The following is a 23,817-nucleotide window of genomic DNA, read 5'->3' as shown; positions in this document are numbered from 1 at the left end:
ACAGGAGGAGTGAAACATGAGCGGTCAGGTGATCTTCATCGATGACGAAGCGGCGATTCGCCAGGCGGTGCAGCAGTGGCTGGAGCTGTCGGGCTTCAGTGTCCGTACCTGCGCACGCGCCCAGGAAGCCTTGGCCATCGTCGACCGGGGCTTTCCCGGTGTGCTGATCAGCGATGTGCGCATGCCGGACCTGGACGGCCTTGGCCTGCTGGAGAAGCTGGTGGCGCTGGACCCGGAGCTGCCGGTGATCATGGTGACCGGCCACGGCGATGTGCCGATGGCGGTCCAGGCGCTGCGCCAGGGCGCCTACGACTTCATCGAGAAACCCTTCACCCCGGAACGCCTGCTCGACAGTGTCCGTCGCGCCCAGGATAAGCGCCGGCTGGTCTGTGAGAACCGTCAGCTTCGCGAACAGTTCACCCGCAAAGGTCGCATCGAATCGATGCTGCTGGGCGTCTCGCGGACGATGGAGAACCTTCGCCGCCAGGTGCTGGAGCTGGCGGGCACGGACGTCAACGTACTTATTCGCGGCGACACCGGGAGCGGCAAAGAACAGGTCGCGCGCTGCCTGCATGATTTCAGCCCACGGGCACGCCACCCCTTCGTCGCACTCAACTGCGCGGCGATTCCGGAAACCATCTTCGAAAGCGAGTTATTCGGCCACGAGAGCGGTGCGTTCACCGGCGCCCAGGGCAAACGCATCGGCCGCATCGAGCACGCCCACGGCGGCACCCTGTTTCTCGACGAGATCGAGAGCATGCCGCTGGCCCAGCAGGTCAAGCTGCTGCGCGTCCTGCAGGAAAAAACGCTGGAACGGCTGGGCTCGAACCGCAGCATCGAGGTCGACCTGCGCGTGATCAGCGCGTCCAAGCCGGACCTGCTGGAAGAGGTGCGTGGTGGGCGCTTCCGTGAGGATCTGTTGTACCGCCTGAACGTCGCCGAACTGCACATCCCGCCGCTGCGTGATCGCCGCGAGGACATTCCCCTGTTGTTCGATCACTTTGCCACCCAGGCCGCACAACGCCACGGCCGCGATCCGGTCCCAGCCAGCCCGGCCGAACTGGCGCAGCTGCTGACCCACGACTGGCCCGGCAACGTGCGCGAACTGATCAACGCCGCCGAGCGCCACGCCCTTGGCCTGACGCCACCTCCACCCGCCACGCCCCCGACAGCCATCACCGGCACGTCACTGGCCGACCAGATGGAAGCCTTCGAAGCCCAGTGCCTGCACAGCGCCCTGCAACAGCACAAAGGCAACATCAGCGAAGTCATGGCGCAACTGCAGCTGCCCCGCCGCACCCTCAACGAAAAGATGCAACGCCACGGGCTGAGCCGCAGCGATTACCTGCCAGCCGGCGCTGCTGAGGGTTGAGCAGTTGCCAGGGGAACCGGGATCGGGGCCGATCAGCCTGCAGCCTGTTGTAGAAGCCAAGGCACGCCGAGTCGTTGCTGGCCATCACCGTCGCACCGCGCAGCAGCGGATCGCGAGCAAGCTCGCTCCTACGATAAGCGGGCCCTGAGGTGCAGCGACAGCAAGCGGAAAGCGATCAGTACAGGGCAGTTGATCGCGGCCATAACCTCGACTCCGCTGACTATCCCTACCCCGGAAACTGCCCTCATCTACACCCTGTACGGCAATTCGGGTCTCGTCGTGAAGGCCGGTGAAGCGACTGGACCCGAGGAAGGAGCTGAAGATGCGCTCTCCGGCAAGGTCACACCCGTAGAAGCGAGCTTGCTCGCGAATCCTTAGTACACCTTGGGGAGGCCCGCTTCGCCAGCAAGCTGGCTCCCACGAAAGCTTGTGCGAATGAGCCCTTGAGCCGGGTGTAGACATGCTTCGTGCGCTGCAACGGTGATCGCAGAAAGCCGTCGGGATGAATAACCCCGCGCGGACGCGCAGCAATTTCCTGTAGGAGCGAGCTTGCTCGCGATCGCCTTCAAGCCTCACGCGGCCCGGTTTCCAGCTCATTGAGCCGCTGCTGCAAAAAGCGCTTTTCCGGCTCCAGCTGAGCCAAGGCCAACGCGGTTCGGTAGGCCTTGCGGGCCTCGTCCAGGCGGCCCAGTTGGCGGCAGAAGTCAGCGCGGGCTGCGTGCAGCAGATGGTAGTCACGCAGTTCGCCGCGGGCCAGCAACCTGTCGACCGCGGCCAGCCCGACCGCGGCACCGTCACGCATCGCCAGCGCCACCGCGCGATTGAGCTCGATGACCGGCGACGGGCTGATGCGCAGCAACAGGTCATAGAGCCCGACAATCTGCACCCAATCCGTCTCAGCTGAAGATGCGGCCTCGGCGTGTACAGCGACGATGGCGGCCTGAACGGTGTAAGGGCCAAAGCGCCTGGAGGCGAGCGCACGCTGCACCAGCGCGGCACCTTCAACGATCTGCGCCTGATTCCAGCGGCTGCGATCCTGCTCGTCGAGGCGCACCAGCTCGCCGGCCTCATCGGTACGCGCGGCGCGACGCGAGTCGTGCAGCAGCATCAGCGCCAGCAAGCCCATCAGCTCGGGGTCCGGCAACAGTTCGAGCAGCAGACAACCGAGACGGATGGCCTCCGCGCTGAGGTCTGCACGGGTCAGCTCGCTGCCGCTGGAGGCGGAATAACCTTCGTTGAAGACCAGATAGATCACCCGCAACACGTTATCCAGTCGAGCCGGCAGCTCTTCGCGTGTGGGCACCCGGTAGGGAATTCTCGCGTCGCGGATCTTCTGCTTGGCGCGGACGATGCGCTGGGCAATGGTGCTCGGGGAGACGAAAAAGGCTCGCGCGATCTCTTCGGTCTTGAGATCGCAGACCTCACGCAGCGTCAGCGCCACCTGCGCATCGCCCGGTAACGCCGGGTGGCAGCAGGTGAAGATCAGTCGCAAGCGATCGTCCTCAAGGTCTTCACGTTCCCATTCGGGTTCATCGCGGCCGTCCAGCTGATCGGCCAACAGGCTCAGGGATGCGTCGAAACGCGCACGCCGGCGCAGCCCGTCGATGGCCTTGAAGCGACCCGCCGAGACCAACCAGGCACGGGGATTGGAGGGCAGACCATCGCGCGGCCACTGCTGCACCGCTGCGATAAAGGCGTCGTGCAAGGCTTCTTCGGCCAGTTCGAAATCACCCAACAAACGAATCAGCGTCGCCAACACCCGCCGCGATTGAGTGCGGTAAAGCATGTCGATTTCGGCCAGCGTCGGCCCGTTACCGCCACGATCGGTTGGTGTCGGCCTGCCCCGCTCAGACATCGATTAACGATCAGGTAACTGGCGCAACGGGCGAACTTCGATACTGCCCAGTTGCGCGGGCGGGATTTTTGCCGCCAGGTGCAGGGCCTCATCCAGGTCCTGCGCTTCGATCAGATAGAAGCCCGCCAGCTGCTCTCGGGTTTCGGCGAACGGGCCGTCGACGACCGAAACCGCGCCGTCGCGGACCCGCACCGTTTTGGCGGTACGCACCGATTGCAGCGGCTCGCCGGCGATGAACTGCCCGCTCTGCTTCAGCCGCTCGCTGTTGGTAATGCATTGCTCGACCAGCGCCGCCCACTGCTCGTCGGTCATCGAATCTACGCGCCGCTCGTCGTAATAGACCAGACACAGGTATTTCATTTCATTCTCCGATGGCGCCCGTCGGCTGCCACCCTGGCAGCAACGACGGGACGAAGGGTCGATCAGTTGGCTGCGCCAGCCTGTGGTTCGGGTTCGATGCCGAAATTGACTTGGCCGCTGGCCATGTCGAATGGCATCGAGAAATGCTCATGGACGACCTTCCAGTCGCCGTCCTGACGACGCCAGCAGCGGCTGCCGCGCATCCACCCGGACTGCATGTCACCTTTTTCATCGGTGCCGCCGCAGTGGCTCAGGAAATGACTATAGGCCAGGTCGCCGCTGACGTTGATCTCGAGCTCACTGATGTCGAAAAAGCCTTCGCCCTGACAAAAATCAAAGCAGCTTTGCCAGTGTTGGCGGTACGCCTCAGCGCCTTTGAATTGCAGCGGACCAACCGCATCGAAGGCCCGTACGTCTGCGGCGTACTGCGCCATGATGGTGTCCAGATCCTTGCGCACGGTGGCCTGCTGGAAGGTTTCGGTGAGTTGGCGGATCCGGGCTTCGTCCTGCGTTTGGGTAAGGTTGTTCATGTCGTAATCCTCGGGGTCGATGGTTCGGGCCGATCACAGTCGTTGGCACTCAAGCCGGCGCTCGCGCCTCCAGCGCATGCACCTCGACGCAACCCAACCGCGCCGATGGCAGGCGGGATGCCAGACGGATCGCGCCGTTAAGGTCCTGGGTCTCGAACAGATAGATGGCCGCGGGCTGCTCGTGCCCGTCGCGCACTGGCCCGTCGTGCAGAAGCAGGCGGTCGCCTTGTCGGCGCACCGTGGTGGTGCTCGACACCGGCTGCAGGTCTTCGCCGACGACCAGCTCGCCGCTGTGCCGCAGCTGCGCGTGGTACTCACAGCATTCGGCATCGAGCGCGGCGTGAACGCCTGGTGGCAGTGCCGCCACGGCGTCTTCGTTCAGGTAGACCAGGCACAGATAGCGCATCGCAGCTTCCCCGGCAGCGGCTTCTCTTGTGTACTGGTCGTCTGGCCGTGCCGGAAATCGACAGCTTGCTGAAAAAAACTCAGCCCTTGAGGATCGCCTCGAGCTGCTCGAAGGTATAGGGCTTGCCCAACGAGCGTGCCGGAATGCTGGTTTCCACCGCACCTTCGCCAGAGAGCAACACGACCTGCAACTTCGGCTGTTCTTGCAAGGCGAGCCTGGCAAACTCGGGGCCGGACATGCCTGGGAGGTTCACGTCGACCAACAGGTACTCAAAGTGCTTCTCGCGCAGGGCTGGTAGTGCTGCTTCGGCCGAAGGAAAGCCCTCTGCGGTCAGCCCCAGCTCCTGAACCATCTCGCAGGTCAGGGCTAGCAGCTGCAGCTGGTCTTCGACCACCAATACCGCTGGCCGCACCGCTTCGGGAGGCAGCGCCGGGGTCTGTCGAGGCGCCAGTAATTGCCGCAGTTTGCGCGCCAGCTCTTCCTGCCGGTACGGCTTGCTCAGCAGCTCGACGCCGGTATCGAGCTTGCCGCCGTGGACGATGGCGTTACGCGTGTAGCCGGAGGTAAAGAGAACAGCGATAGCGGGCAGCAAGAGCTTGGCCTGTCGTGCCAGCTCAGTCGTGCTGAGCGCGCCGGGCATGACCACGTCGGTGAACAACACATCGATGCGCAGGCCACTTTGCAGGATGCTCAGGGCACTCTGCGCGTCGTTGGCCCGCAGCACCTGATAGCCGAGCCCATTGAGCAGCTCGACTACTGTGCCCTGCACCGCCAGGTCATCCTCGACCACCAAAATGGTTTCGTCGCCACCCACAGCCGGCCCGACCGGCAGTGGCACCGCTAGAACTTCCGGCTGTTCGGTTCGCGGCAGGTACAGCTTTACTGTGGTGCCGCTGCCGGGCTCGCTGTAGATCCGTATGTGCCCGCCACTCTGCTTGGCAAACCCGTAAGCCATGCTGAGGCCGAGGCCGGTTCCCTCGCCCTCGGGCTTGGTGGTGTAAAAGGGTTCGAACGCATGCTCAAGGGTTTGCGCCGACATGCCCGAACCGGTATCGGACACGGCCAGCAGCACGTACTGGCCGGGCTCGACATCGATTTGGGTCTGGGTATACAGCTCGTCAAGCATCGCGTTGCTCAGTTCCAGCGTCAGCTTGCCGCTGGCCTGCATGGCGTCGCGGGCGTTGATCGCCAGGTTGAGCACGACGTTTTCAAGCTGGTGCGGGTCCACCATGGTGGTCCATAGCCCGCCGGCAACGACCGTCTCGATCTCGATCGCCTCGCCGAGTGCCTGGCGCAGCAGTGCATCCATGTTGCGCAACAGTCGGGCCAGATGCGTGGGCGCCGGACGCAAAGGCTGTTTGCGGGCAAAGGCAAGCAACTCCGCCGCCAGCTTGGCACCCCGGTCGACTGCGCCGGTCGCCGCATCGAGCCGGCCGGTACCAAGGCGATTGCCGCTCAGCAGCGGACGCAACAGCTGTAGATTGCCGCTGACGACCTGAAGCACGTTATTGAAATCATGGGCCACGCCCCCGGTCAGCTTGCCGATGGCTTCCAGTTTCTGCGACTGGTAAAGCGCGTGACGGCTCTGCTCCAGCTCCCGGGTCCGTTCGTCCACCAGCGCTTGCAAGTCCTCTTGTGAACGCTGCAGCGCCAGCTGCGCCAGCACCTGCTGAGTTACATCATGGCCCTGACAGAAAACGCCAGTGAGCTGATCCTGCTCGGACAGCACCGGCTGGAAGACGAAATCGACATAGCCTCTGCGCGGCTGCTCTTCGCCAGCACGAGTGACCAATATTGGCGTGCCGCGACCCACATAGGGCCGCCTGGTGATGTAGACCCGTTGCAACAGGCTGCCAACGTCCTGTCCCTCAATCTGAGGAAACACGACCGCAGCGGGCAGGCCGATTACGTCACGCAACCCAACGAGCTGATGAAACGAGCGATTGGCGATCTCAACAACGTGTTGTGGACCCTGAGTGATGGCGATGAAGCCGGGCGCCTGTTCAAACAGTCGATGCAGATGCTGGCGCTCATCGCTCAGCTGACGCCCCCGCTCTGCGTTGGCGCGACGTTCCGCGGCCAGGGCCGTAATGTCGCGGATAGTCAGAGACGCGCCCACGGCCAGCCCATCGCCACCACTCACTGCCGAGACGTTGACCTCGAGGGCCAGCTCGACATCCCCGACTACGCAGCTGCATTCATGGCTTTGCGTACCGCTACCCGACAACACCTGGCGCACCGCGGTTACCAGCGCTTCCGACCAGAATGGCAGCTGCTCGGCCTGCCGCCCGACCGTGTCACGAGCGGAGAGTCGGAACAACTCGCAAGCGCCAGCACTCCAGTACAACACCTCAAGCGTGGTATCTAGCCCGACAATGGCATCACGGGCAGCGTCGATGATGTTATGCACGTAGTAATCGGCGTTCAGCCGACGCTGCGATATGCCTTCGAACTCCGTACGGGGTTTTGCAATCGTCGCATTGGCACGGTCCAGCGTGGTTCGCAGCTTGCTACGCCGCCGCCCCGCGTTCAGCGAGCGAGCCACCTCACGGGCGAGCTGGTCACGCTCCATCTCGGCGATGGACCAGTGCGTCCCAATGAGCGGTGCGATACCGAACGACTGGCGCAGCGTATCGACGCCTCCCGGCAGGCAGAGAAAAATCAGCTCGCATTGTGGCCATCGCTTGCGCACCGCGCGGGCCAGCGACAACGTCTTGCCAAGCCCAGGTGCCAGCAGCACCAGCGAGGGTTCATCTTCTGTCTGGAACCGTTCGCTTAATGATGATTGGTCAAGGATATCCAGCCGTACCTGCTGCGCTACCGCAATGTCTTCAAGCATGCGGCGCGGTGCTTCCTGATTTGCCACGGCGGTGAGCAAGAGCAGCGATTGCACGGCCTCGGTCCTCTTCAAAGCAGCGGCAGGCCGAGCAAGCTACGGCCTGCCCAGAGCTTCAACAGATCGGTCGTAGGACTCATGATGTGGGCGGCACGGGCGTCACGCAGCATTTGGCCGATGCGGCTGTTCTCCCGGTACGCAGCTCCACCACAGAGCGTCATCGCCTCATTGGTGACTCGCACCACCGTATCACCGGCGTCAGCCTTGCAGGAGAGGATGAACGGCAGCGCCTCGGGATGGTTCATGTCGCCGCGCCGACTCGCCTCGCGAATCAGCGCACGGGTCTTCTCGACCGCCATCCACATTTCGGCGTAACGCGTCTGCATTGATTCGATATCGCGCAGCGACTCGCCCGAATGGGTATAACGCCGCGCCCGCAAGTGCTCACCGGTAACGTCGAGCGCAGCCTGAGCCAGGCCGAGATAGGTGCCGGCCATGGCCATCAGGAAGAACGGCGCGACTACCTCGAAGACATACCAGACCTGGTCGCCCTCTTCGCCGAGCAGATTTTCGTGCCTCACCTGCACCCGATCCAGATGCAGCGGACGCGATGAGTTGCCGCGCATGCCGAAACCCAGCCAGGGATCGAGCCAGTTCATGCCAGCGCTGTCGGAATCAACGATCAGACAGCTGAAATCGCCAGCATCACTGTCCGAACTCGCGACCGAGGAAACAACATAAGAGTCGGCGTGTCCGCCATTGGTAACAAACTGCTTGGTGCCCTCGACGAGAAAATGCTGGCCGGTATCCTCGATTCGGGTCTGGGGTACATAGAAATGCGCACCGGAACCTTGCTCGGACAACGCCAGCGTGGTGATGTGACGCCCTTCAGCGATGGCCCGCAGATAGTGCTCCTGCTGGAACTCGGTAGCCTTGGCGGCGATAACCGCCGTGCCCACGCAATGCATGCCGAAACACAGCGCAGACGACGGACAAGCCCGCCCGATGGCTTCGGTAATCACGCTCAGCCCCAGTAGTCCTTGGCCATGGCCGCCGAGCGCGGCTGGCACCATCAGCCCCAGCAGCCCTGCTTCGCCAAGCGCCTTCATCGAGTGGGCTGGCCACTGAGCGGCCTGGTCCACCTGAGAAGAGCGAGGCGCGATTTCGGCTTCAACGACGGCGGCCGTGCGTTCCTGGAGCGACTGAAGGTAAGCAGGTAGTTCCATGAGAGATAAGCCACGCTGATGAGAGTCAGTGCCCGGAAGGGTTCGGGATGAAGTCTGGTGGGATTGGCCCCGTCATAATGCCCGAGCTTTTCGCTTGGGCAATGGTCTAGTCAGGGAAATGACACAGATCGCCCTACACAGTTCGGCAGGGAGCTTCACAACGTACTGCCAGTAAGTTGGTCAAAGACGATCCACAGGCAAGAACGGCTCCCAGCCACGCGCCGACACCAAAAGGATGCAGGCATGCACGAACCACGCACCTTTCGCCACGGCATAGCCGCGGCACTCCTAGCCATTTGTACCAGCGGAGCAGCGGCGCCCATGCATCAGATATTGATCGGTAGCTACACCACCGAAGGAAACAGCGAAGGGATTTATCGCATGCAGTTCGATGCCGAAAACGGCCAGATCGAACCGCAACCGCTACAGATCGTGCGGACTCACAACCCGTCCTGGTTGACGCTGGACCTCAACCGCAACCGGCTCTATGCGGTGAACGAGAACGGCCCGGGCCATCCTGATCCGGTGGGCCGGGTCAGCGCCTTCATCCTGTCACCGACCACGGGCAAGTTATCGGTTCTGGAGCAGCAGATCACCCTGGGCGACGAACCCACGCACCTGAGCCAGAGCCGCGACGGGCGTTATCTGTTCGTCTCCAACTACGGGTCGCGCGCAAACCCGGGTGGCAGCCTCGCGGTGGTCCCGTTGGCCAAGGATGGGACCCTTTTGCCGGTCACCCAGATCGCGACCCACAAGGCCAGCGAAGTGCACCCGGAGCGCCAGCAATCGCCTCACGTGCACTCCGCGGTGATGTCACCGGACGGCAAGACGCTGTTCGTCAGCGACTTGGGCGCCGACAAGATCTTCGTCTATCGCTACGACCCGACCAACGCCGAGCGCCCATTGTCGCCAGCCGACCCGGCCTTTATCAGCCTGCCGGACGGCAGCGGCCCGCGTCATCTGGTGTTCAGCCCGGATGGCAGCCAGGCCTACGCGACATTGGAACTCAGCGCCCAGGTGGCGCGCTTCGATCATGTGGATGGCGGCCTGGTGCAGCGTCAACTGGTCGATCTGGCCGCGGGCGGCGATGTCAGCCTGCATTCGCCCGGCGCCATCCATCCTTCGCCAGACGGTCGCTTTCTCTACGTCAGTGACCGCGCCGAGAAGAACCGCATCATGGTTTATGCCATCGAGGAGAACAACAATCTGCGCGAGATCCAGCAGCGCGACAGTGAGGGCCGCGAGCCGCGGGAGTTCGCCATCGACCCGAGCGGCCAGTTCATGATCATTGCCAATCAGAAGAGTGATGCACTGGTGATCGTGCAGCGCGACCCCGACAGCGGCAAGCTGGGCGATACCGTGCAGACGTTGCCGATGGGGCGACCTTCGGATGTGAAATTCATCGATCGAACCGGGCTGTAAGCAGCCCGGCGCAGGATCGATCAGGAGAGCAGGCTGACCACTGCGAAGCGGCTAATGGTCGCCTGGGCCACGACGGTCTGGGTGACCGCCGCGTAGCTGGAGGGGCTGCGCTGCATCAGGTTGAACACTGAGCGGGAGAAGTCCATGGCCCACTGCTTCTCGTCGGCGTGGGCCTGACGGGCAAGGAACTCGCGGATCTCCTGCTGGCGGTTGCTCAGCTGTTCGCGCAGCGAAGTGACCTTGTCGAGCCCGGCCACCACCGAGTCAAGCAGGCGGCGCAATTCGCGGAAGGAATCGAGCTGCAGCTCTTCAGGGAAGCTCAGCAGCTGCTCGTCCTCGCTCTGCACGCGGACGTATCGGCCTTTGTCGAACAGCTTGCCTTCGCCCTGCACCGCCAGCTGGTCCTTGAGCTTTTGCCAGTCGCCTTCGCGGGCGGAAAACTTCAGCTCGCCGTTCTGATCCAGTTCGGCGCGGATACCGGCCTGGCCCAGACTGCCATTGAAGCGGCGCAGGATTTGCTCGTCGGTCATCTCGTCGTCGAGCACTACGGCCACGGGCTCGGCCAGTTGGCGACCGCCGCTGAACAGCAGTGTCTCGCGGCCTGACTGGCGAATCTTTTCCAGCGACTCCAGCCCTTGCAAGCTGAAGCGGCTGCGCACCGGTTCGGTCAGTCGCAGTTTGAGATTGGCGTCCAGAGAATTGCCGGAGCGTTTGCTGCGTTCTTTGAGCAACTCGCCAACCTGCTGCACGGTCTGGCGGATGCTTTCCTCGCCGTTGGGCTGCGGCGAGCTGATCTGGCGACTGAGATTCAGCTTGAGCTGCAACAGACGCGTCTGCAGGTCGCCGAGGTAGCTGTCGGCCGACTGCATCGAGGACAGTTGCTGATTGAGCTGCAGGCTGAAGCTGGTGTTCTTGCTGGGGGCCGTTTCGGTGTGCGGGGTGTCAACCGGCGTACCGGCACGCAGCGGCGCAGGCGCATCCCGCAGCAGCGCCTCGCGGCGTTCCTGTGGGTTGATTGCGGAAACAGCGGGGAGCTGCTTGCCAATCTTCATTCACGCTACCTCGGTCAGAGCATGCCGAACAGCGACAGCCCGTTGATCTTCAAATAGGTTTTCTGCGTCGCCTGCAGCGACAGCTGATAGTTGTTCAGGTCGATGCTGGCCGAGGCGTAGTCGAGTTGCGACAGCTCGCCGTCGATTTTCTGGTTCACCAGCGAAACGTCCTCGTTACTGCTCGACAGCAACGTCAGGGTGTTCTGCCGCCCGCCCAGCTCCGAGACCGCACCGAGCAGGTCGCCGTGAGTCTTGTCGAGGCTGTTGAGCGTAGCGCTGATCGAAGCCTGTACTGCCGGATCGTTGGCATTCAGTGCCGGGTCGGCGAGCATTTTGACCAGCGCATTGAGGTCGTTGAGCATGCCGACGCCGCCACCGAAGACCTGCGCGGCGGTGACATTCTCCTCGACCAGTACGCCATTGGCGACTGCCGCCTGGCGGTATTGATCGTTGCCGGTCAGCTGGTAGCTCTGGGTGGCGGCATTGAAGGTGATGGCCGGACGATCGCTGAGGGTGCCGGAGAACAGATAACGACCTTCCTCGTCGCGCACGTTGGCGAAACTGAGGATGGTGCGTTCCAGATTGCCCATCTCATTGGCGATGGCGGCCAGGTCTTCGCTGGTGTTGCTGCCGTTGGCGGCCCACAGCAGCAGGTCGCGCACGTTGAGCATGGTGTCCGACGCCGCCTTGAGGTTGGCTTCTTGCTTGGACAGGTTGCCGGACACGTTGGCGATGTTGGTGCGGTACTGGGTCAGTGTCGCTTCCTCGCGCTGGATGCGCAGCACGCGCACGGCGGAGATCGGGTCATCCGAGGGCATCAGCATGCGCTCGCCGGTGGCCATCTGCTGCATCAGCTTGCCGAGCTTCTCGGAGCTGGTGTTCATCGAGCCGTGCATCATGGCGGTGATTTGGGCGTTGGAGATGCGCATGGTGTCTTTCTCGTCAGTCGAGTCGGCGGGCGCCAACTCAGAACATCGCCAGTACGGCGTTGAACAGATCGTTGGATGTGCTGATGACTTTCATGTTGGCTTGGTAGGCCTGCTCGTAGGCCATGAGGTTGACAGCCTCCTCGTCCAGGTTGACCGCACTGACGCTGTCGCGCTGAGCCTGGGCCTGCTCGGCCACCGTGGTCGCGGCGCGCAGATCCGCCTGGTTCTGCCGGCTGGCACTGCCGACGCGGCCAACCAGGCCGGCGTAGGCGTCGTTGAGCGGTACGGTGTTGCCAGCGACCGTGACACCCGCCGATTTGAGTTCAAGCATGGTGAGCAGGGTCTTGTTGTTACCCACCTCGCCTGCCGTGCCGGAAAACGCCAGTTCCGAGGCGCCCAGCGCGTTGACCGCCAGCATCCCGCTGGTGCTGCCCGCGTTGTAGCTGAACAGCGGCTGGCCGGGGTTGCCGTTGAGGTCGAAGCCACCGGCGAGGGTGTCATTGACCATCGTCGCCACGGCCGAGGCCATGTCGTGCAGGTCCTGCTGGGCCGGGCGCAGCGCGCCGTATTCCATGTCGTAGAGGCCGCCGAGCGAGCCGCCGATGCCCTGCTGGTTGAGCGGGAAGGTGGTCTTGGCGAACACCAGCGTCATTTCCTGCTCGCCGGCCAGGTTGGCATTGACCTTCAACTGCCCCGCCGTTGCCCCGGCGACCAGCGGCTGACCGTTGGCCAGCGAGACATTCAGAGTGCCATCAGCAGCTTCTTGCACGCGGATGCCGGCGTATTGGCTGAGATCCTTGACCAGGTTGTCGCGGTAATCGCGCAGGGTCGCGGTATCACGGCCCGCAGATTCCATCTCGCGGATCTGTGCGTTCAACTCGGCGATGTTGCCAGACAGCCCGTTGATTTCGCTGGTCATGGCCACGCGCTGGCCTTGCAGGGCGTTGAGCTGGGTGCCGATGTTGCTGTTCAGCCCGTTGAAGCGCTGTGCCAACTGCTTCGACTCGCCGATGATCTGCTGGCGCAGGGCGATGGATTCGGGGGTCGAACTGGCTTCGCTGAGGGCGGCGAAGAAGTTGTCCAGGCCAACGCTGACGCTCGAGCCTTCGCTGTCGATCAGGCCTTCGAGGGCAGTGAGGTATTGCTGGCTGGTGTTGAAGTAGTTCTTGTCGGTGCTGGCGCGCCAGAGCTGCTGATTCTGGAAGTCGTTGGACAGACGCCGAATGCTGCTGACCTGTACGCCACCACCGATGCTGACCGAGGTCTGTCCGCCCACCGACTTCATGTCAGGCGTCAGACGGCTGAAGCCCGGCGTGTTGACGTTGGCGATGTTCTGCCCGGTCGCCGAGAGGGCGATCTGCGAGGCGCGAACGCCGCTGTAGCCAATTTGACCAAGAATACTCACGACACGACTTCCTTCGGCTCGATCCGGATCGGTTGCGCGAACGCCACCGAGAGGCGGGCGCCAGCAACAACACTGTGCCCAGTAGAAAGAGCGACCGAATCGCCAGCGGAATTAAGCGGCGACGGCACAACAGGGGGAACGGTTTGCAGCTGCGCACGCGGTTCGGCCTGCCGAGGCGCGGCGGCGCTCAGATCGTTGAGGATGTTGCGGGTGTAGTTGCGGGTTTCCGCAAAAGGGATCTTCTGCACCCAGGCGCCGGTGCCGATCTCGCCCTTGCGGGGGTCGCCGTGGCTCTTCAGCCACTCGTCTACCCGCCCGGGACCGGCGTTATAGGCGGCCAGCGCCAGCGCCTGATGGCCGTCGTAGCGGTCGAGCATCTTGTTCAGGTAGGCGCTGCCGAGGCGCTTGTTGTATTCCGCATCGGTGGTCAGCCGCGCTTCACTGAACGGCAAGCCCAACTCGGCCGCCATGTCCCGTGCGGTGCCGGGCATCAACTGCATCAGGCCACGCGCGCCCTTGGGCGAGACGGCAGCGATGTTGCCGCTGGACTCATGCTTGATCACGCTGTCGACCAGCGACTTGAAGCCGGCCTTGCCGCTTTCCCAAGCACTGTCCAGCGCATCGACGCCTCGCTGCCAGGTGCCACGCAGCGCATGCAAGCCGCCACCCTGCAAACCGCTGCCAGCGTGACCGGCCAGGGCAGTCGGCGCGGGCGCGCTGCCGGCTTCACCACTCAGCTGCTGCACCAGCATGTCGGCGATCCCCGTCTGGCGCTTGCCGGCCAGGGTGTCGGCGAGCACTTCGTCATAGAAGTCGCGCATGGTATCCAGCTCGCGGCTGCGCATCGGGTTGCCGGCACCGAGCACGTCGCCGGCCTTGCGCATCTGCTTGAGGATCTGCTGCAGGAACATCGCCTCGAACTGTTCGGCAACGACTTCCAGCTGCTGGCGCCGGGCCGCGGTCGGGCCGTCCTGGCGGTTGCGCAGGGTGTTGAGGTGCTGGGGGAGGGATACGATGCTCATCCGACAAAAAACCTATTCAATCTGCTGCGCGTCAGGCCTGCTTCATCAGAAGCAGGCGCTTGTTACATCACGATCAATTCAGCGTTCAGTGCGCCGGCACGTTCCAGCGACTGCAGGATGCTCATCACGTCGTCGGGTGTGGCGCCAAGACTGTTGATGGTGCTGATGATGCTTTCCAGGCTGGCACCCTCGGGCCACTTGAACATGGCCTTGCGGTCCTGCTCGATGGCGACGTCCGACTGCGGCGTAACCACGGTTTCGCCGCCCGCGAATGCGTTTGGCTGGCTGACCTGGGGATTCTCGCTGATGGTCACGGTCAGGCTGCCGTGGGCCACCGCCGCGGCTTTGACCCGCACACCCTGACCGACCACGACAGTGCCGGTGCGGCTGTTGAAGACCACTTTCGGCCGGGTGCGGCCCTCTTCCACTTCAAGGCGTTCGAGCATGGCCATGAAGCTCATGCGCTGGGTGCTGGTAAGGGGCGCACGGATCGACACCTTGGTAGCGTTGAGCGCCGTGGCGGTGCCTTTACCGAAATAGGCATCCACCGCGTCGACCACACGGGTGACGGTCTGGAAGCTCGGCTGGCGGACGTTGAGCATCACTTCCGGGCGTTCGGTGAAGTCGCTGGGAATCATCCGCTCGACCGTCGCACCGTTGGGGATCAGGCCGCTGTTGGAGGTGTTGATGGAAACCTTGGAGCCGTCTGCACCTTCGGCGTTGACGCCCCCGACGATTACCGCACCCTGAGCCAGGGCATAGATCTCACCGTCGACGCCCTGCAGCGGGGTCATCAGCAGTTGGCCGCCGCGCAGGCTCTTGGCGTCGCCCAGCGAGGAGACGGTGACATCCACCGTCTGGCCGGCGCTGTAGGACGGCGGGACCGTCGCGGTGATGGTCACCGCGGCGACGTTCTTCAGCTTCGGGTCGACGTTCGGCGGCAGGTTCACGCCGAACTGCTTGATCATGTTCGTCACCGACTGGCTGGTGAATTTGACCTGATTCTTGTCGCCGGTACCGTCGAGGCCCACGACCAGGCCGTAGCCGATCAGCTGGTTGCCACGAATGCCCTCGACATCCACCAGGTCCATCAACGGCACAGCCTGGGCCGGCAGTTGCCACAGCGCGACGGCGGCGAGGAACAGCTTGAGGGATCGCATCGGGCTAGTCATTCCAAGGGCCATCACTTAAAGAGGGAACAGCGGCGAGGCGAAGAAGCGCGTCAGCCAGCCGGCCGAGTTGCTGTCGTTGAGCACACCACGCCCGGCATAGGAAATCTTCGCGTTGGCCACGCTTTGCGAGGACACCTGGTTGTAGCGGTTGATGTCGTCGATACGCACCAGGCCGGTGAGGCGGATGTATTCGTCACCCTGATTCAGCCGCAGGGCCTTTTCACCCTTGATCAGCAAGGTGCCGTTGGGCAGCACGCGGTGCACGCTGACGGCGATGGAGCCGCGCAGGGTGTTCTGCTGCGAGCTCTTGGCCGAGCCCTTGAACTCACGCTCGCCGGAGGCCGAAGTTTCGACGTCCGGGTAGGTCTTGCCGAGAATGGTCGGCACGCCGATCCCAACGCTCGACTCCTTGCCGAAGCTGGTACCGGCGCTCTTGCTCGACTGCGTGGATTCGTCCAGCACCACGGTGAGAATGTCGCCGACCCGCACCGCGCGCCTGTCGCTGATCAGCGAGCCGGTGTAACCGGAGCGGAACAGGCCACCACCGGTGGTCGGCGGCAGGCTGTAGTCCAGCTCCAGCGGTTCGTACTCGGTGGAGGGCTCTTCCGGCAGCATTTCGTTGAAGCTGGCGCAGCCGCCGAGCAAGGCCAGAGCGACGAGCAGAATGGGCGTACGCATCATGATTCTCAGACGGTCTGGTTGAGGAACTGCTGCATGCCGCTGGCGGCATCGAGGACTTTGGCGTTGGCCTCGTACGCGCGCTGGATGGCGATCATCGCCACCATCGCCTCGACCACCTGCACGTTGGAGCCTTCCAGTACGCCCTGCTTGAGCTGGCCGAGGCCCTCTTCGCCCGGCACGCCTTCCACGGCTTCGCCGCTGGCGACGCTTTCGCGATAGAGGTTGCCGCCCAGCGCTTCCAGGCCACCCGAATTGGTGAAGTTGACCAGGGTGATCTGGCCCAGCTCGGACGGCAGTGTGTCACCCGGCAGAACGGCCGTGACGATGCCATCGGCGCCCACGGTAAAGCCGGTGCTGCCCTGCGGCACTTCGATGGCAGGCGTCAGCGGCAAGCCCTGGGCATTGACCATCACGCCTTCAGCGTTGAGCTGGAACTGACCGTTCTCGGTGTAGAGGATGTCGCCGTTGGGCGACTCGACCTGGAAGAAGCCACGGCCGACGATCGCCAGGTCCATCGGCTGGCCGGTGGTCTGGATGCTGCCCTCGGTGAATACCTTCTGCGTGCCGGCGACACGCACGCCGCTGCCGAGCTGGATCCCGGACGGCACGGTGTTGATCTCATCCGCCTGGGCGCCGGGCTGCTTTTCGATGCTGTAGAACAGGTCCTCGAAGACCGCGCGATCAGCCTTGAAGCCGTTGGTGTTGACGTTGGCCAGGTTGTTGGCGACGGTCGCCATGGCGGTGTCTTGTGCAGCCAGGCCGGTCTTGCTGACCCAAAGTGCAGAATTCATGCGTTATCTCCCGATCAGCTGCCGCGGATCATTCGGTTGCCAGCGTCGGAGAGGTCCTCGGCGGCTTTCATCATCTTTACCTGGGTTTCGAACAGGCGATTCAGGCTCATGGTCGAGGCCAGCTCGTCGATCGCCGAGACGTTGCTCGACTCGAGGAAACCACTGGCCAGGCGCACGTCTTCGCTGGGCGCGGCGGGCTCGCCGTTGCGCGTGACCAGCAAGCCGGCCTCGTTCTTCATCAGGTCCGCAGCCGGCACGTCGACCAGGCGGATGCGGTCGACCTCGGCCATCATCCAGTCGCCCGGCGCCATGATCGACACGGTGCCGTCATTGCCAATCTCAACCCGCTCATGCTCGGGCAGCTCGATCGGCCCGCCCTCGCCCATGACCGCGCGGCCATTGAGCGTCAGCCGACCTTCGGCATCGATCTGCATGCTGCCCTGGCGCGTATAGGCCTCGCCTTCGCCGTCCTGCAGGACGATCAGACCGGAACCTTTGACGGCGAAATCCAGCTCGCGACCGGTGGCGACCATCGGGCCGGCGGCCAGGCTGACACCGTTGTTCTCGACCACCGCCATGTGGCGGCTGTCATAGCCGTAGCCTTCCACGGCGACGGCCTGAGCGCGCTCGAGGTCGGCGCGAAAGCCCGGTGTGTTGACGTTGGCGAGGTTGTTGGAGCGCACCTGCAGCGACATCATCGTGCGGCTCGCAGCGGTCATCGCCGTGTATCCCAAACGATCCATGGATCAGCCTCAGAGTGCGCTAAACAGAACCTGGGTCAGTTCCTTGTTGGTGGAAATGACCTGGGTATTGGCTTGGTAGTTACGCTGGCCTTCCATCAGGCCCACCAGCTGCTGGGTGAGGTCGACGTTGGAGCTTTCCAGCGCGCCGCTGGCCAGGTTGCCGTACTGGCCGACACCCGGCGCCCCGAGCATGGCCGCGCCGGACGCCGCGGTTTCGGTCCAGGCGGTGCCACTGATGTTCTTCAGGCCTTCGGCATTGACAAAGTTGGCCAGCACCACCTGGCCCTGGAGCAGACGCTCTCCGTTGGAATAGCTGGCGTAGACCTTGCCATCCTTCTCGACGCTCATGCCGGTCTGTTCGCCAGCGGAATACCCGGTGGCGCGGTTGCTGGTGACGCTGAACTCGGAGCCGTACTGGCTGGTGCCGTTGTAGTCGAGCTGAATGGCCAACGGGTCGACGCCGCCGGCCAGAGCCGCATTTATCGCCACCTTGCCAATCGGGGCCGAGAGTGTGCCCGCGCCATCGAAGGTCAACGGCTGCGGACCGGCAACGGCTGCGCCGTCGACGTAGTAGTGGGCGTTCCAGCTGTTGTCGGCCGTTTTGGCAAAGTACTGGGTCAGGGTGTGCTCCTTGCCCTGGGAGTCGTACAGTTTGGTGGTGTAAGTGGAGTTGTAGCTGTCGGCGACCAGCGGATCGAAAGCGACCGCCGGGACTTCCTGGTTCGCGTCGAGGTTGGCGACAAAGCTCAGCGCGTCGGTGGCCTTGGCAGGCAGGCCGCCGGCCTTCATCTGTAGGTCGCTGACCACGCCGGTCTGCAGGTTGCCGGTTGCATCGGCCGGGTAGCCCTGCAGGCGTTGGCCGAGGCTGTTGGTCAGGTAGCTGTCCTTGTCCGTGCCGAAAACGCCGGCGCGGGTGTAGGCCACATCGCCGTTACTGGCGCGGGTAACAAAGAAGCCACCGCCGGAAATGGCCAGGTCGAGGTTACGGTTGGTGGTGGTCAAGGCACCGCCCTGACTGATGCTCTGGCTGGTGCCGGTCACTTCAACGCCCATGGCCTGGCTTTCAGCATAGAGACTGCCGAAGTTGGTCCGCGAAGACTTGAAGCCGACGGTGCCGGCGTTGGCGATGTTATTGCCGATGGTGTTGAGTTGTTCGTTGACGGCGGACAGGCCGGTCAGGGCGATGTTGAAGCTCATGGACTGATCTCGATACTTAAAGGGAAATGAAGACTGGCGAGCCCTGGGGCTCAGCCGCCGAGCAGCCCGGCATCGGCCTGGGCAAATTCAAGGATGTTGTAGAAAGGCACCGCACCGACGCCTTGAACCTGGAGCACCGGACCTTCGGCACTGACGCGCACGTTGGAGACCTGACCGGCGACTTCCACCTGTGGGAATTCACCGTTCTCCGATTCGATGCTGACGCTGTATTTGCCATCGCGAAGGCCGTGCTTGGCCGGATCGATGACGAAGGGCACCTTGCCAGCGGACTGCGCGCCCAGCTCGATGCGGGTCTGGGTGCCGTTGGAGTCGGTCAGCACAACAGCAGTCCGTGTCGATGCATGGCTCAGATCGAACCCGCCGCTCACGGCCTGCCCGCTCAGATCCAGCGACTCAACCGCAACGCTTACCTGCTGGCCGACCAGGCCGGCGGCAGTGAGGGTCTGCAGGTTGTCTGTCAGCACCAGATTGTTCTGCGCCAGGGTGGCCAGGTTCTCCATGCTCTTGACCTGAGACATGGCCGAGAACTGATTTAGAAACTCGGTGCTGTCGACCGGCTTGGTCGGATCCTGATACTTGATCTGCGCAACCATCAGGCTGATGAAGTTGTTCTCCATCTGCGTGGCATCGCTGATGTTCACCGCCTGCTTGGGCAGATCGCTCGCTGCAGCGCCGGATAGACCGTTGCCCTGCAGGTTATTGGTCACGGCCATCAGGATTCTCCCAGCCGCAACAGGCTCTGCTGCATGCTTTTCACACGGTTCAACACCTCGACGCCGGTCTCGAAGCTGCGCGTGGCCGACATCATGTCGGTCATTTCTTCGATCTCGTTGATGTCCGGGTAATAGACGTAGCCATCGCCATCGGCCAGCGGATTACCCGGCTCATAACGACGCTTGGGCTCGGCGCCGGAGGTGACCACGTCGAGCACCTGTACATGAGCACCACCGAGGCCGACGCCGCGAGTCAGCGAGTTGTTCTCATACACGGCGGCAAACATCGGCTTGCGCGCCTGGTAGACATCGGCAGCGTTGTTGGCGGCCGAGTCGGTGTTGGCCAGGTTGCTCGCCACGGTGTTCAGACGCACGGTCTGGGCGTTCATCGCCGAGCCGGCGATGCGGTAGATAGAATCGAACGACATGGCTTAACGGCCCTCGATGGCTTGTTTCAAGCCACGAAATTTCATCGTGACGAAGGTCAGGCTGGTCTGGAAATCCATGGAGTTACGCGAGAACTGCGCCTGCTCGGTCGACAGCTCGACGGTGTTGCCGTCCTGCGAAGCCTGGCTCGGCACGCGGAACAACAGACGCGGATCGGTACCGACCATGCTGGCGCGCGACGAAGTACTGCTGTCGAGCCGCTGCATTTCCTTGCTGAAATCGATGTCCCGCGCCTGGAAGCCCGGGGTGTCTTCGTTGGCCAGGTTTGCCGCGAGAATCTCGCTGCGCTGCATGCGCAGACCGAGGGCGCGCTCGTGAACGCCCAGCGCATCATCAATCCGTATACTCATTTGCCGATACCCTTTGCAGCCTGTGCAGGCTGAACCCAGCCCACCGCTTTGCTGATACTTTTTGCAGAAAGCGTGCCGAACCTACAGATACGGGTAATCCATTGATTTTCATGGAAAAAATAGAGAACAGAGCAGAACGCAGCGAGCGTTTTTTTCCGCTTGGCGAGAAGCGGCCATGCGGAAGCGGAAAAGCGCCTTCCGCATGGTGGCTCGTCACCTTTCTCCTGATGGGTGTCATGCCCCAGGCGCAGGCGGACGCCACAACGCAGGTTCAGCAGGCCGTGGAAAACCACCTGCGGCTGATGCTTGAACAGCAGGCCACGCGTCAGGGCTGGCAAGGCATGCAACTGCGCTACGACATCAGCGTGCCGGCCAGCGCGGCCAATCTGCCGCGCTGCTCCGAAGCGCTCCAGGTCCGGGCGACGGGCGAGGCGCCGTCGGCCATGGAACGGCAGAACCTGCAGCTTCGCTGCGTCGACACACCCGGCTGGTCAACGAACGCCACAGGCCAAGCCCACGTGTTCCTTCCGGCCGTCCACGCCGAAGGCATCATCGACCGCGGCCAGACCCTCACGGCCAACGACCTCAAGCTACAACGCATCAACATCGCCAAGGCCCGGCGCGGCTACTACAACCGCATCGAAGAGGTGGCCGGCCTGGCAGCCAAGCGCCGCATCCGCGCCGGTCAGACCATCACCCCGGCCCTGCTGGAACAAGCCATGGCGGTCAAACGCGGCCAGCCGGTGAAGATCGTCGCCAGCAACGAAGGCATCGAAGCCTCTACCTCTGGCGAAGCCCTGGCCGACGGCCAGCCAGGCGACGTCATCCGCGTGCGCAACGTCGGTAGCGGCAAGGTCATCGACGCGAAGGTGCTTGAGCAGGGTGTGGTGACCAGTACGTTCTAGTTGATCGGGTCCGCCTCTGTAGAAGCGAGCACGCTCGCGACCCGCTTCCACGCAGCGTGATCGCGTCGGCCTGGTGAAGCGATCAGGGAGCGGGTGCGACCTGTAGGAGCCAGCTTGCTGGCGATCCGAGCTGCACGAAGCGCTGAAGGCGAGGCTTAACCCTACAGCCCAGCCGCTACCAAACCGACGCCCCTATCCGGCGTGCCGATCGATTTCAAAAAAAATTTGACGTCAGGATTTAATCCTTTGCGCAGCGCTGTCGCCCTTCCCTTTCAGCAGGCAGTCAAGCCAGCTCCTAACAGCCCTACGCAAAAAGGATCATCTTCATGGCACTGTCCATTCATACCAACTACTCCGCGCTGACTACAAACACCAGCCTGAACAAGTTCAATAGCGCCCTGGCAACCAATCAGCAGCGCCTAGGCACCGGCCTGCGCATCAACTCCGCCGCCGATGACGCCGCCGGCCTGCAGATTGCCACCCGCCTTAATGCCCAGAGCCGCGGCATGGGCGTTGCGATGCGCAACACGGGCGATGCCACCTCCATGCTGCAGACCGCTGAAGGCGCGTTCAGCGAAATGACCGACATCCTCCAGCGCATGAAGGACCTCGCAACTCAAGGCGCAAACGGCACGAACAGCGCGACGGATCTCACCTCGCTGCAGGGCGAGTACGACGAGCTGTCGAAGGAACTTCGCAACATCATGGATAACACCAGCTATGCCGGTGAAAAGCTCTTCGGCGCCAACGACGGTGCCGCCCTTGCCGCAGGCAAGTTCGGCGTAACGGGGGGTATCAACTTCCAGATTGGTGCGACGACTGCGGAGAAAATGACATTTGATGCATCGCTTTCCGTTCAGGCCGTAAACACAGGCATCAACGCTGCCTCCGCTGCTTACATGACACCGGGCGCCGCCGGAACCGAACTCACTGCCACCGCTAATGCCACGATCGACAAGGTAGCAACTGCGCTGAACGCCATTGGCACTGTGCGCGCTAAGTTCGGCGCCACCATCAACCGCCTGAACCACACCAACAACAACCTGGCGAACATGAAGGACAACACCGAGATGGCCAAGGGCCGGATCATGGACGCCGACTTCGCCATCGAAAGCGCCAACATGAGCAAGAACTCCATGCTCATGCAGTCGGGCATTTCCATGCTCAAACAAGCCGGCCAGATGCCAGGCATGGTCATGGGCCTGCTGGGCTAAACCACCCGCCCTCGTAGCGAGCCTTCGAATGGCTCGCCACACCGCGCTTATACGAGCTGAACGCTCGCTAATCAGAAGGATTTAGACCATGGCACTGTCCATTCACACTAACTACTCCGCGCTGACCACCAACACCAGCCTGAACAAGTTCAATGGCGCCCTTGCTACCAACCAGCAACGCCTGGGTACCGGCCTGCGTATCAACTCTGCAGCGGATGACGCCGCTGGTCTGCAGATCGCTACACGCCTGAACGCTCAAAGCCGCGGCATGGGCGTTGCCATGCGCAACACGGGTGATGCCACGTCAATGCTCCAGACTGCCGAAGGTGCGTTGAGCGAAATGACTGACATCGTCCAGCGCATGAAGGACCTGGCGACCCAGTCAGCCAACGGCACCAACAGCGTCGACGATCGCACCTCCCTTCAGGGCGAATACGATGAACTGGCTAAAGAAATTGCCAACATTCTGGGTAATACCAGCTACGCCGGGGAAAAACTGTTTGCGAGCGCAGCGGGTGTTGTAGACGGCGCTTTGGGCAAGTTTGGCTCCACTGCGGCCGGCGTCACCTTCCAGATCGGTGGCACCACGGCCGAGAAAATGACGGTAGACGTCAGCGGTAAGCTCACCACGTTACTCGGCGCAACCGGCCTCGGCGGCATCAGCACCGTATTCACGGCACTGGCGGCAGATCCGGCGGCTGACGTCAGCGCTGGAGGTGGTGAAATTAAAACCGCTGCCTTGGCCAACACTGAAATCGATAACCTGGCCACTGCGCTCAATGCGATCGGCTCCATGCGTGCTACCTTCGGCGCCAGCATCAACCGCCTGAACCACACCAGCAACAACTTGGCGAACATGAAGGACAACACCGATATGGCCAAAGGCCGCATCATGGACGCCGACTTCGCCATCGAAAGCGCCAACATGAGCAAGAATTCCATGCTCATGCAGTCGGGCATCTCCATGCTCAAGCAAGCTGGCCAGATGCCAGGCATGGTCATGGGCCTGCTGGGCTAAGCCGCACGCAGTACCGCTGGTCGCTACGACCGGATCAAAAAGCCCCGACTGGTTCGTAATGCTGTTCACTTAAGCATTTGAGTCCAGGCCGTGGCTTCTAGAAAATCCGATACCAGTCCTCTGGTATCGGATTTTTTATGCCCATTCAGC

At 62.8% G+C, this 23,817-nt stretch carries 23 protein-coding genes; 5 read left to right on the top strand and 18 right to left on the bottom strand.

The features are described 5' to 3' along the window. The first annotated feature begins 16 nt into the window (after positions 1-16). Positions 17-1,372, top strand: coding sequence for a sigma-54-dependent transcriptional regulator (locus ACQKEK_RS21090; protein WP_499144252.1), 1,356 nt, complete (start codon positions 17-19; stop codon positions 1,370-1,372). A 565-nt stretch (positions 1,373-1,937) separates the two neighbouring features. Here the strand turns inward: ACQKEK_RS21090 and ACQKEK_RS21085 are convergent. The 6 genes from ACQKEK_RS21085 to ACQKEK_RS21060 form a co-directional block, all read right to left on the bottom strand. After that, positions 1,938-3,227 carry an RNA polymerase sigma factor gene (locus tag ACQKEK_RS21085; RefSeq protein ID WP_499144253.1) on the bottom strand — a complete coding sequence of 430 codons (1,290 nt, stop codon included), beginning with the start codon at positions 3,225-3,227 and terminating at the stop codon, positions 1,938-1,940. Between the two features lie 3 nt (positions 3,228-3,230). Continuing rightward, positions 3,231-3,587: a YciI family protein gene (locus ACQKEK_RS21080; RefSeq protein ID WP_499144254.1), complete on the bottom strand. Its 357-nt coding sequence runs from the start codon at positions 3,585-3,587 to the stop codon at positions 3,231-3,233. Positions 3,588-3,649: 62 nt separating this feature from the next. Then, positions 3,650-4,117, bottom strand: a complete 468-nt coding sequence (locus ACQKEK_RS21075) for a YybH family protein (protein ID WP_499144255.1) — start codon at positions 4,115-4,117, stop codon at positions 3,650-3,652. Positions 4,118-4,166: 49 nt separating this feature from the next. Beyond that, positions 4,167-4,523, bottom strand: a complete 357-nt coding sequence (locus ACQKEK_RS21070) for a YciI family protein (RefSeq protein WP_499144256.1) — start codon at positions 4,521-4,523, stop codon at positions 4,167-4,169. Between the two features lie 79 nt (positions 4,524-4,602). Then, positions 4,603-7,362 (bottom strand): response regulator, encoded by a 2,760-nt coding sequence (locus ACQKEK_RS21065; protein ID WP_499144273.1) that lies wholly within the window; start codon positions 7,360-7,362, stop codon positions 4,603-4,605. Between the two features lie 68 nt (positions 7,363-7,430). Further along, positions 7,431-8,585 carry an acyl-CoA dehydrogenase family protein gene (locus tag ACQKEK_RS21060; RefSeq protein ID WP_499144257.1) on the bottom strand — a complete coding sequence of 385 codons (1,155 nt, stop codon included), beginning with the start codon at positions 8,583-8,585 and terminating at the stop codon, positions 7,431-7,433. A gap of 243 nt (positions 8,586-8,828) precedes the next feature. Between ACQKEK_RS21060 and ACQKEK_RS21055 the strand changes: the two genes are divergently transcribed. After that, positions 8,829-10,007: a lactonase family protein gene (locus ACQKEK_RS21055; protein WP_499144258.1), complete on the top strand. Its 1,179-nt coding sequence runs from the start codon at positions 8,829-8,831 to the stop codon at positions 10,005-10,007. Positions 10,008-10,027: 20 nt separating this feature from the next. On the opposite strand, the gene ACQKEK_RS21050 is transcribed toward ACQKEK_RS21055, so the two are convergent. From ACQKEK_RS21050 to flgB, 12 genes are all read right to left on the bottom strand, one after another. After that, positions 10,028-11,059, bottom strand: a complete 1,032-nt coding sequence (locus ACQKEK_RS21050) for a hypothetical protein (protein WP_499144259.1) — start codon at positions 11,057-11,059, stop codon at positions 10,028-10,030. 14 nt (positions 11,060-11,073) lie between these two features. Continuing rightward, a complete protein-coding gene (gene flgL / locus ACQKEK_RS21045; RefSeq protein WP_499144260.1) occupies positions 11,074-11,988 on the bottom strand; it encodes a flagellar hook-associated protein FlgL in 915 nt (304 codons plus the stop codon). A gap of 37 nt (positions 11,989-12,025) precedes the next feature. Next, entirely contained in the window at positions 12,026-13,393 is a 1,368-nt protein-coding gene (gene flgK / locus ACQKEK_RS21040; protein ID WP_499144261.1) for a flagellar hook-associated protein FlgK, read from the bottom strand. Then, entirely contained in the window at positions 13,390-14,415 is a 1,026-nt protein-coding gene (locus ACQKEK_RS21035; protein ID WP_499144262.1) for a lytic transglycosylase domain-containing protein, read from the bottom strand. Before ACQKEK_RS21035 ends, flgK begins: the two co-directional genes overlap by 4 nt. 62 nt (positions 14,416-14,477) lie before the next feature. After that, entirely contained in the window at positions 14,478-15,575 is a 1,098-nt protein-coding gene (locus ACQKEK_RS21030) for a flagellar basal body P-ring protein FlgI (protein WP_064481219.1), read from the bottom strand. Positions 15,576-15,602: 27 nt separating this feature from the next. After that, positions 15,603-16,268, bottom strand: a complete 666-nt coding sequence (gene flgH / locus ACQKEK_RS21025; protein ID WP_046163497.1) for a flagellar basal body L-ring protein FlgH — start codon at positions 16,266-16,268, stop codon at positions 15,603-15,605. Between the two features lie 5 nt (positions 16,269-16,273). Next, positions 16,274-17,059 carry a flagellar basal-body rod protein FlgG gene (flgG, locus tag ACQKEK_RS21020; RefSeq protein ID WP_499144263.1) on the bottom strand — a complete coding sequence of 262 codons (786 nt, stop codon included), beginning with the start codon at positions 17,057-17,059 and terminating at the stop codon, positions 16,274-16,276. A gap of 14 nt (positions 17,060-17,073) precedes the next feature. Next, entirely contained in the window at positions 17,074-17,802 is a 729-nt protein-coding gene (gene flgF / locus ACQKEK_RS21015) for a flagellar basal-body rod protein FlgF (protein ID WP_499144264.1), read from the bottom strand. Between the two features lie 9 nt (positions 17,803-17,811). Further along, entirely contained in the window at positions 17,812-18,999 is a 1,188-nt protein-coding gene (gene flgE / locus ACQKEK_RS21010; RefSeq protein WP_499144265.1) for a flagellar hook protein FlgE, read from the bottom strand. Positions 19,000-19,049: 50 nt separating this feature from the next. Further along, entirely contained in the window at positions 19,050-19,733 is a 684-nt protein-coding gene (locus tag ACQKEK_RS21005) for a flagellar hook capping FlgD N-terminal domain-containing protein (protein ID WP_499144266.1), read from the bottom strand. Further along, a complete protein-coding gene (gene flgC, locus ACQKEK_RS21000; RefSeq protein WP_021209033.1) occupies positions 19,733-20,161 on the bottom strand; it encodes a flagellar basal body rod protein FlgC in 429 nt (142 codons plus the stop codon). Before flgC ends, ACQKEK_RS21005 begins: the two co-directional genes overlap by 1 nt. A 3-nt stretch (positions 20,162-20,164) precedes the next feature. Next, positions 20,165-20,530: a flagellar basal body rod protein FlgB gene (gene flgB / locus ACQKEK_RS20995; RefSeq protein ID WP_102837137.1), complete on the bottom strand. Its 366-nt coding sequence runs from the start codon at positions 20,528-20,530 to the stop codon at positions 20,165-20,167. Between the two features lie 236 nt (positions 20,531-20,766). Here flgB and flgA point away from each other — a divergent pair, with 236 nt between their 5' ends. The 3 genes from flgA (at position 20,767) to lafA (ACQKEK_RS20980) (ending at position 23,667) form a co-directional block, all read left to right on the top strand. Further along, entirely contained in the window at positions 20,767-21,435 is a 669-nt protein-coding gene (flgA, locus tag ACQKEK_RS20990) for a flagellar basal body P-ring formation chaperone FlgA (RefSeq protein ID WP_499144267.1), read from the top strand. A gap of 326 nt (positions 21,436-21,761) precedes the next feature. Next, positions 21,762-22,649, top strand: a complete 888-nt coding sequence (gene lafA / locus ACQKEK_RS20985; protein ID WP_499144268.1) for a lateral flagellin LafA — start codon at positions 21,762-21,764, stop codon at positions 22,647-22,649. Positions 22,650-22,737: 88 nt separating this feature from the next. After that, the gene (gene lafA, locus ACQKEK_RS20980) at positions 22,738-23,667 is read left to right on the top strand and encodes a lateral flagellin LafA (protein WP_499144269.1); all 930 of its coding nucleotides are present in this window, start codon (positions 22,738-22,740) and stop codon (positions 23,665-23,667) included. Positions 23,668-23,817 lie beyond the last annotated feature (150 nt).

It is taken from the genome of Pseudomonas sp. NPDC077408, assembly GCF_050269105.1.
Classification (GTDB): domain Bacteria; phylum Pseudomonadota; class Gammaproteobacteria; order Pseudomonadales; family Pseudomonadaceae; genus Stutzerimonas.
The sequence above is the reverse complement of the archived record's forward strand: the minus strand, read 5'-3'. Positions and strand labels throughout refer to the sequence as shown.